The organism is Pseudomonas edaphica (assembly GCF_005863185.1).
Taxonomy (GTDB): domain Bacteria; phylum Pseudomonadota; class Gammaproteobacteria; order Pseudomonadales; family Pseudomonadaceae; genus Aquipseudomonas; species Aquipseudomonas edaphica.
The window spans coordinates 1-9,161 of sequence record NZ_VBVZ01000229.1 but is presented as its reverse complement, the minus strand read 5'-3'; the positions used below and the strand labels follow the sequence as shown (position 1 = coordinate 9,161).

Below are 9,161 nucleotides of genomic sequence, written 5' to 3'. Positions count from 1 at the left end.
TTCCAGATCTCGGTGGCGTATTCGCGGATGGTGCGGTCCGAGCTGAGCCAGCCCATGCGCGCCGTATTGAGCACAGCCGAACGCCACCAGGCCTTGGAATCGTGCCAATGCGCTTCGACCCGCGCCTGGGCGTCCCAGTAGGCGTCAAAGTCGGCGCACACCAGGAAACGGTCGTAGTCGATCAACCCGTCGATCAAGCCCACATAGCGGCCTGGATCATCCGGCGAGAACACCCCGCCGCGGATCGCTTGCAACACATCGTTGAGACGATGGGAGGCTGCCACATCCGGCCCGGCGTGGAATTCACCGGCGTGCTTGCGGGCTTCCACTTGTTCGGCGCTGAGGCCGAAGATAAACATATGCTCGGCGCCCACGCGCTCGTGCATCTCCACGTTGGCGCCGTCCATGGTGCCGATGGTCAGCGCGCCATTGAGGCCGAACTTCATGTTGCTGGTGCCAGAGGCTTCAAAACCGGCCGTGGAAATCTGCTCGGACAAGTCCGCCGCCGGGATGATGCTTTCCGCCAGGCTGACGTTGTAGTTGGGCAGGAACACCACCTTGAGCAAGCCGCGCACGGTCGGGTCGTTGTTCACGGTGCGGGCGATGTCGTTGGTCAGCTTGATGATCAACTTGGCCTGGTGATAGCTGGCCGCCGCCTTGCCCGCGAAGATTTTCACGCGCGGCACCCAATCGGTGCCTGGCTCGGCGCGGATTGCCTGGTACAAGGCCACGGTGTGCAGCAGGTTGAGCAGTTGGCGTTTGTATTCGTGGATCCGCTTGACCTGCACGTCGAACATCGCCGCCGGGTTCACCGAAATGCCCAGGCGCTCGTGGATGATCTCGGCCAGTGCCCTCTTGCTGTGCAGGCGCTGTTCGGCGAAGGCTTTGCGGAACACCTGCTTCTCGGCGAAGGTCTCCAGCTCCGTCAGGCGGGTTTCCATGGTGTCGAGGATGTCCGGCCCCAGAGCCTCCACCAGCATCTCGGTGAGCTTGGGGTTGGCCTGGTACAGCCAGCGGCGGAAGGTGATGCCGTTGGTTTTGTTGTTGATGCGCTCCGGGTACAGCTTGTGCAGTTCGGAGAACACCGTGCTGCGCATCAGCTGGGTGTGCAAACCGGACACACCGTTAACGCTATGGGAGCCAAGGAACGCCAGGTTACCCATGCGCACGCGGCGGCCGTTGTCTTCTTCGATCAGGGACACGGCGCGCAATACGTCGAAATCGTGGATGCCCTTGGCGCGCAGTGAGTCGATGTGCTGGGCGTTGATCAGGTAGATGATCTGCATATGCCGAGGCAGCATGCGTTCCATCAAACCGACAGGCCAGGTTTCCAACGCCTCGGGCAACAAGGTGTGGTTGGTGTAGGAAAGGGTTTCAACCGTCACATCCCACGCGGCTTCCCACGGAATGTCATGCAGGTCGACCAGTTGGCGCATCAATTCAGCCACGGCGATGGACGGGTGGGTGTCGTTGAGCTGGATCGCGGCGTGCTCACCCAGGCTGAGTACCGAGCCGTGCATGTTCTTGTGGCGGCGCAGCAGGTCTTGCAGCGAGGCCGAAACAAAGAAGTATTCCTGGCGCAGACGCAATTCCTGCCCCGCTTCGGTGCTGTCGGCCGGGTAAAGCACTCGGGAGATGCTTTCGGCGCGAGCCACTTCGGCGACGGCGCCCAAGTGGTCACCGGCGTTGAAGCGCTCCAGGTGCAGGTCTTCTACCGCACGGGCGCGCCACAGGCGCAGGGTGTTCACACTGGCACCGCGCCAGCCGACTACCGGCGTGTCGTATGCCACCGCGCGAACTGTTTCGTTGGGCGTCCACACCTGGATCATCTTGCCGGAGGCGTCCGCCAGGGTTTCGACGCTGCCACCAAAGCCGATCGGGTAAATCACCTCGGCGCGCTCGAACTCCCACGGGTTGCCGAAATCCAGCCAGCGTTCGGTCTGTTCCTGCTGCCAGCCGTCGACAATCGCCTGGCGAAACAGGCCGTGTTCATACCGGATGCCATAGCCGTGGCCGGCAATGCCCAGGGTCGACATGCTTTCCATAAAGCACGCGGCCAGGCGGCCCAGGCCACCGTTGCCGAGCGCCGCGTCGGGCTCCAGCAGGCGGATGCGCTCCAGGTCCACGCCCAGTTCGGACAGGGCTTCGCGGGCAATCTCCAACACACCCAGGTTGCTCAGGCTGTCGTAGAGCAAACGGCCGATCAGGAACTCCAGCGAGAGGTAATACACCCGCTTCTGGCCTTTGCGGTAGATGCGCCGCGTGTGGTTCATCCAGTGGTCGACCATCTGGTCGCGGGCGGCCAGGGCAATGGCTTCGAACCAGTCGTGGTCGAAGGCGTGATCCGGGTCCTTGCCCACCGCGTAGGTAAGTTTGGTCAAGACAGCATCGCGGAATGCGGCTACCTCTGCTTCTCGTGCAAGCGGTTCCTGAGACATCGGTGCGACCTCGGGCGAGATTGAAGGAGTTGCTAGAGCCTAGTCGGTCTGACAGACGGTAGACGTGCTGGTTCGGCAGTTTTTTAACTCATTCACCATTGCTGGAAATTGATGCAGGGGCCGTGCCTGCTTTTCTCCCCTGCACCGTTGGAGATGAAATCTGCAAAATATTGTTCAAAAAACCACCAATCCCGGTATGATCGCGCGCCCGGATACAGCCCCACCTTGGAACCTTGATGAAGCCTCAACTGATCGCCGCCGCTGAACTCGACCGTCTCGAGACCTGGCAGAAATATTCCGCCCACATGTGCGGTGGCTGCGTGTCCAGCTGCTGCACGCTGCCGGTCGAGGTGAAGATCAAGGACCTGATCCGCATTGGCATCGTCGATGAGTTCGAGCGCGGCGACCCGCCGAAGAACATCGCCAAGCGTTTGCAGAAGGAAGGCATCGTCGAGCGCTACAATTCCAAATCCGAAATTTTCACCCTGCAGCGCATGAGCAATAACGACTGCCTATACCTGGATCGTAAGACGCGCTTCTGCACTATTTATGACAAGCGCCCGGATACCTGCCGCAACCACCCGAAAATCGGGCCGCGGCCGGGGTATTGTGCGTACAAGCCGAAGGAAGTGGTGCGCGAGACCAATTTCCGGACTCTCGACAAGTTCTGATCCGGATTTTGTAGTGCCCTCAAGGGCCTCATCGCAGGCAAGCCAGCTCCCACATTTGAATGTATTCACAGATCCAAAATGTGGGAGCCGGGCTTGCCCGCGATGAGGCCGGCACAGTCACCACAAAAACTGCAGGCATAAAAAAACGCCCCCGGCCTTTCGACCGGGGGCGTTTTTCATTCAGCCTGAGTTAACTCAGTTCTTGGCTTTCTTGGCGGCGCGGGTACGCTCGCCTTCGTCCAGGATCTTCTTACGCAGGCGGATCGACTTAGGCGTAACTTCGCACAGCTCGTCGTCCTGGATGAATTCCAGGGCCTGTTCCAGGGTGAAGCGAACAGGTGGGACCAGAGCGATGGTTTCGTCTTTGCCCGAAGCACGCATGTTGTCGAGCTTCTTGCCTTTGGTTGGGTTGACGCCCATGTCGTTGTCACGGCTGTTCAGACCAACGATCTGACCGTTGTAGATCTCTTGACCGTGTTCAACGAACAGCTTGCCACGCGCCTGCAGAGTTTCCAGGGAGTAGGTCAGCGCCTTGCCGGTTTCTACCGATACCAGAACACCGTTCTGACGGCCGGACATGTCGCCGGACTTCATGGTGTCGTAGCGATCGAAGATCGAGGTCAGGATGCCAGCACCGTTGGTCAGGGTCAGGAACTGGTTACGGAAACCGATCAGACCACGCGCAGGGATGTTGTATTCCAGACGTACACGGCCTTTGCCATCCGGCACCATGTTGGTCAGGTCGCCCTTACGCAGGCCCATCTCTTCCATGACCTTGCCCTGGGATTCTTCAGGGGTGTCGATGGTCACGTTTTCGAACGGTTCCTGCTTCACGCCGTCAACCTGACGGATGATCACTTCTGGACGACCAACGCCCATTTCGAAGCCTTCGCGACGCATGGTTTCGATCAGTACCGAGAGGTGCAGCTCACCACGGCCGGAAACCTTGAACTTGTCAGCCGAGTCGCCTTCTTCAACGCGCAGTGCAACGTTGTACAGCAGCTCTTTGTCCAGACGTTCCTTGATGTTACGGGAAGTCACGAACTTGCCTTCTTTACCGCAGAAAGGCGAGTCGTTTACCTGGAAGGTCATGGAGACGGTTGGCTCGTCAACGGTCAGAGGCTTCATCGCCTCAACGTTGTCTGGCTGGCACAGGGTGTCGGAGATGAACAGCGAGTCCATACCGCTCACGCACACGATGTCGCCGGCGAAAGCTTCTTCAACGTCGATGCGGTGCAGGCCGTGGTGACCCATCAGCTTCAGGATACGACCGTTACGCTTTTTGCCGTCGGCGCCGATGGCGACAACTGGAGTGTTCGGCTTGACGCTACCACGCGCGATACGGCCAACACCGATAACACCCAGGAAGCTGTTGTAGTCCAGTGCCGAGATTTGCATCTGGAACGGGCCTTCACGGTCAACTTTTGGTGCCGGTACGTTGTCGACGATCGACTGGTACAGCGGGGTCATGTCTTCAGCCATGTCGGTGTGTTCCAGACCGGCAATGCCGTTCAGGGCCGAGGCGTAGACCACTTTGAAGTCAAGCTGTTCTTCGGTAGCACCCAGGTTGTCAAACAGGTCGAAGATCTGGTCCAGAACCCAGTCCGGACGCGCGCCTGGACGGTCAACCTTGTTGATGCACACGATCGGACGCAGGCCGGCTTCGAAAGCCTTCTTGGTCACGAAACGAGTTTGCGGCATAGGGCCGTCTTGAGCGTCAACCAGCAGCAGAACGGAGTCAACCATCGACATTACGCGTTCTACTTCGCCGCCGAAGTCGGCGTGGCCCGGGGTGTCCACGATGTTGATGTGGTAGCCGTTCCAGTTGATAGCGGTGTTTTTAGCCAGGATGGTAATACCGCGCTCTTTTTCCTGGTCGTTGGAGTCCATCACGCGCTCGTCGTTGAGCTCGTTGCGCTCCAGGGTGCCGGATTGACGCAGGAGTTTGTCTACCAGGGTGGTTTTACCATGGTCAACGTGAGCAATGATGGCGATGTTACGTAGATTTTCGATCACTTGTGTATCTCGATCAGAGGATTCGGTGTGCTGACAGGTCGTGGCAGCGATTAACAGTAGAGTCAGGCCTTGCCGTTACAGCTTGACGGCAGAGTCGGGGGGCCGGTGACGCAGGCCACAGGCAAACAGCCCCGGGCTCTTAGCTCGGTCGATAAACGCGCACATTGGCATACCCCTCACTGAGCAAATGGTGGGCATGCAGGCGACTCATCACGCCTTTGTCGCAATACAGCAGGTACTGACGGCTGTTATCCAGTTCCTTGAAGCGCGCGTTCAATGCGTAGAACGGCAGCGCTTGCACGTCGATGCCAGCGATTTCCAGCGGCTCATCCTCGGCGGCATCCGGGTGACGGATATCGACGACGATCTGGCCGGCCAGGGCTTCGCTGACTTCTTCGATTTGCACATCCTGGCCCAATTCATCGATGACACGATCGATCGGGACCAGCTTGGCGTTCTCGAGCGCACGCTCCAGAATCGCCATATCAAACTGTTGTTCTTCATACTCCACGCGGTTGCGCTTGGCGTGGGTCTTGGGGTTCACCGAAATGACCCCGCAATATTCAGGCATGTGCTTGGCAAAGTCGGCCGTGCCGATTTCTTCTGCCAGGTCGATGATGTCCTGTTTGTGGCTGGCGATCAGCGGGCGCAAGACCAGCTTCTCGGTGACGCAGTCGATCAGCGACAGGTTCGGCAGCGTCTGGCTGGACACCTGGGAGATCGCTTCACCGGTCACCAGCGCGTCGATCTGCAACTGATCGGCGATTCGCGACGCAGCGCGCAACATCATACGCTTCAATACTACGCCCATATGACTGTTATCGACTTTGCCGAGAATTTCGCCCAGCACTTCCTCAAACGGCACGCTTACAAATAGCACGCGCTGGGAGCTGCCGTACTTCTTCCAGATAAAGTGCGCGACTTCCATCACGCCCAATTCGTGTGCACGCCCGCCCAGGTTAAAGAAGCAGAAGTGGCTCATCAGGCCGCGACGCATGATCTGGTAGGCCGCCACCGTGGAATCGAAACCGCCGGACATGAGTACCAGGGTCTGTTCCAGTGCGCCCAGCGGGTAGCCGCCGATACTGTTGTGCTGGCTGTGGATCACAAACAACCGTTGGTCGCGAATTTCCATGCGCACTTCAATTTGCGGCGCTTTGAGGGAAATTCCGGCGGCGCCGCACTCGCGACGCAGCTTGCTGCCGACGTATTTCTCGACATCCATGGAGCTGAAGGTGTGCTTTCCGGCGCGCTTGCAGCGCACCGAAAAGATCTTGCCTTCAAGCGACTCACCGTAGTGCTGTTTGCACTTTTCGGTGATGTCGTCGAAGTCGCCCAACGGGTACTCATCGACCTGCAGGAAATGCGCGATGCCCGGCATGCAGCTCAGGCGCTCGGTCATGTCCTTCAAGGCTTTGGCGTCGGTTATGCGGGTTTCCAGCTCGAGGTTGTCCCACACACCGTTCACCACCACAGCCGGGTCCAGGTCTCGGAGCACGGCACGGATGTTCTTGGCCAACTGACGGATGAAACGCGTCCGTACCGGTCGGCTTTTGATGGTGATCTCGGGGAAGACTTTTACGATTAATTTCATGGAAACAGCGCGCGCCGGGCCTGCTGAAAAAGGGGGGCGCGGATTATAGCGGAAATCGCTCAAGGTTTAACCAGTTAATATGCATCACAGATGCAACGCACCAAAACGGGTCATTTGCGCAAATTAACGCTACATTGCAGTGCGTTATTTATTCCGCTTCAGCGGATTGCACCGTTATAGGGGCCATTTTGAGGCAAAAAGGCCATGTTGGCGCACTGGCATGCAATTTGCTCTCTTGTGAGGCAGGTTGCCTTGGTCGAGTATTCGCGCCGGCATCACCCACATTCTAAGGGCTAACTCCACTACCCCAGCCCGAAGCCACCCGGAGGACACCATGTCGAAGTCGGTTCAACTCATCAAAGATCATGACGTTAAATGGATTGATCTGCGCTTCACGGACACTAAAGGTACTCAGCACCACGTGACCATGCCGGCTCGCGACGCGCTGGATGATGCGTTCTTCGAAGAAGGCAAAATGTTCGACGGTTCCTCCATTGCCGGCTGGAAAGGCATCGAAGCTTCCGACATGATCCTGATGCCGGACGACAGCACTGCCGTACTCGACCCGTTCACCGAAGACCCAACCCTGATCATCGTCTGCGACGTGATCGAGCCTTCGACCATGCAAGGCTACGACCGCGACCCACGTGCGATCGCCAAGCGCGCCGAGGAATACCTGAAGTCGACCGGTATCGGCGACACCGTATTCGTAGGCCCGGAGCCAGAGTTCTTCATCTTTGATTCGGTCAAGTTCAAGTCCGACATCTCCGGTTCCATGTTCAAGATCTTCTCCGAACAAGGTTCGTGGATGTCCGACCAGGACATCGAAGGCGGCAACAAAGGCCACCGTCCAGGTATCAAAGGTGGTTACTTCCCGGTTCCGCCGTTCGACCACGACCACGAAATCCGTACCTCCATGTGCAACGCCATGGAAGAGATGGGCCTGGTCATCGAAGTTCACCACCACGAAGTGGCGACTGCCGGCCAGAACGAAATCGGCGTGAAGTTCAACACCCTGGTGGCCAAGGCTGACGAAGTTCAGACCCTGAAGTACTGCGTACACAACGTGGCTGATGCCTACGGCCGTACCGCTACCTTCATGCCTAAGCCACTGTACGGCGATAACGGTTCGGGTATGCACGTTCACCTGTCCATCGCCAAAGATGGCAAGAACACCTTCGCTGGCGAAGGTTATGCCGGCCTGTCCGACACTGCCCTGTACTTCATCGGCGGTATCATCAAGCACGGTAAGGCCCTGAACGGCTTCACCAACCCGTCGACCAACTCCTACAAGCGTCTGGTGCCAGGTTTCGAAGCACCGGTAATGCTGGCCTACTCGGCGCGTAACCGTTCCGCTTCGATCCGTATTCCTTACGTGTCCAGCCCTCGCGCTCGCCGTATCGAAGCGCGCTTCCCGGACCCGGCAGCTAACCCATACCTGGCCTTCGCTGCGCTGGTAATGGCTGGCCTGGACGGTATCCAGAACAAGATCCACCCAGGCGACGCCGCCGACAAAAACTTGTACGACCTGCCGCCTGAAGAGGCCAAAGAGATCCCACAAGTGTGCGGCAGCCTGAAAGAAGCCCTGGAAGAGCTGGACAAGGGCCGTGCGTTCCTGACCAAAGGCGGCGTATTCAGCGACGACTTCATCGATGCCTACATCGAGCTGAAAAGCGAAGAAGAAATCAAAGTACGCACCTTCGTACACCCACTGGAATACGAGCTGTACTACAGCTGCTGATCCGGTAGCGCTGCTTAACGCGGCGTAACGAAAAAGACCTCCTTCGGGAGGTCTTTTTTTTGCCTGGCGTTTAGCGAGCCGGGGCGTGGCGGTCGAGCATGTTGCCCACCATCAAGGTGCCGAGGGCACTGAGCTGGTGAATGGCCAGGACGGTATCGCGGTGTTTGCCTTCCAGCGCCTCGGACAAATCAAGCAACAAGGTGCTGACCGAGGAGAAGGCTTCGAAGCTGTTGATCAGCAGGGATTCGTCGTCGCTGCCAGGGTCGATGGTGAAGACGGATGGAGGCGGATTTGGCGTTGGTTTGAACATTTTCTACATTCCTCTAATGAGGCCGCCTTCGCTTCGCTACTAAACGAAAGGGTGGCGGCTGTGCGCAGGTTAGTAGACCGGTGAATGTAGAAGCCCGGCGCATCCGAGGATGCCCTGCGCACAGCCACCATCAAGCACAGATTTGGGAAATCTGATTGATGGAGAATGCACGGCCTACAATTCGAATCCAGGCTACTAAACCTGATCGCTGATGAGCAGCGACCGAGCAACCTTAGAGACGACAAGCCAGCCGTACAAGCCGGCGGATTCTGGCGCACCTGTAGGCAAGCACGCAAGCTAAGGTAGCCTCTGGCTGACACTGCCCAAAATCTGCAAACCCAATCAAAATGTGGGAGCTGGCTTGCCTGCGATGGCATCCGCTGGGTATACC

6 protein-coding genes are annotated in these 9,161 nt (G+C 58.2%); 2 read left to right on the top strand and 4 right to left on the bottom strand.

The window, feature by feature from the left end; translation table 11 throughout:
• A partial coding sequence (locus FEM54_RS16395) for a glycogen/starch/alpha-glucan phosphorylase (protein WP_138451902.1) occupies positions 1 to 2,438 on the bottom strand: 2,438 nt, incomplete at its 3' end.
• A gap of 236 nt (positions 2,439 to 2,674) precedes the next feature.
• Here FEM54_RS16395 and FEM54_RS16390 point away from each other — a divergent pair.
• Positions 2,675 to 3,109: a YkgJ family cysteine cluster protein gene (locus FEM54_RS16390; protein ID WP_053253906.1), complete on the top strand. Its 435-nt coding sequence runs from the start codon at positions 2,675 to 2,677 to the stop codon at positions 3,107 to 3,109.
• Between the two features lie 195 nt (positions 3,110 to 3,304).
• Here the strand turns inward: FEM54_RS16390 and typA are convergent, their stop codons facing one another.
• Positions 3,305 to 5,125, bottom strand: coding sequence for a translational GTPase TypA (typA, locus tag FEM54_RS16385; protein WP_003217997.1), 1,821 nt, complete (start codon positions 5,123 to 5,125; stop codon positions 3,305 to 3,307).
• A 139-nt stretch (positions 5,126 to 5,264) separates the two neighbouring features.
• A complete protein-coding gene (gene thiI / locus FEM54_RS16380; protein ID WP_065930794.1) occupies positions 5,265 to 6,719 on the bottom strand; it encodes a tRNA uracil 4-sulfurtransferase ThiI in 1,455 nt (484 codons plus the stop codon).
• Positions 6,720 to 7,053: 334 nt separating this feature from the next.
• Here thiI and glnA point away from each other — a divergent pair, with 334 nt between their 5' ends.
• Positions 7,054 to 8,460 carry a glutamate--ammonia ligase gene (gene glnA, locus FEM54_RS16370; RefSeq protein WP_017138628.1) on the top strand — a complete coding sequence of 469 codons (1,407 nt, stop codon included), beginning with the start codon at positions 7,054 to 7,056 and terminating at the stop codon, positions 8,458 to 8,460.
• Positions 8,461 to 8,530: 70 nt separating this feature from the next.
• Here the strand turns inward: glnA and FEM54_RS16365 are convergent, their stop codons facing one another.
• Positions 8,531 to 8,770: a DUF6124 family protein gene (locus FEM54_RS16365; RefSeq protein WP_017138629.1), complete on the bottom strand. Its 240-nt coding sequence runs from the start codon at positions 8,768 to 8,770 to the stop codon at positions 8,531 to 8,533.
• Between the last annotated feature and the right edge of the window lie 391 nt (positions 8,771 to 9,161).

Bases quoted from the DNA above. Each gene is read 5' to 3' on its own strand.
- FEM54_RS16390 (WP_053253906.1), top strand. From the start codon at position 2,675: ATGAAGCCTCAACTGATCGCCGCCGCTGAACTCGACCGTCTCGAGACC.
- thiI (WP_065930794.1), bottom strand. From the start codon at position 6,719: ATGAAATTAATCGTAAAAGTCTTCCCCGAGATCACCATCAAAAGCCGA.
- glnA (WP_017138628.1), top strand. From the start codon at position 7,054: ATGTCGAAGTCGGTTCAACTCATCAAAGATCATGACGTTAAATGGATT.
- FEM54_RS16365 (WP_017138629.1), bottom strand. From the start codon at position 8,770: ATGTTCAAACCAACGCCAAATCCGCCTCCATCCGTCTTCACCATCGAC.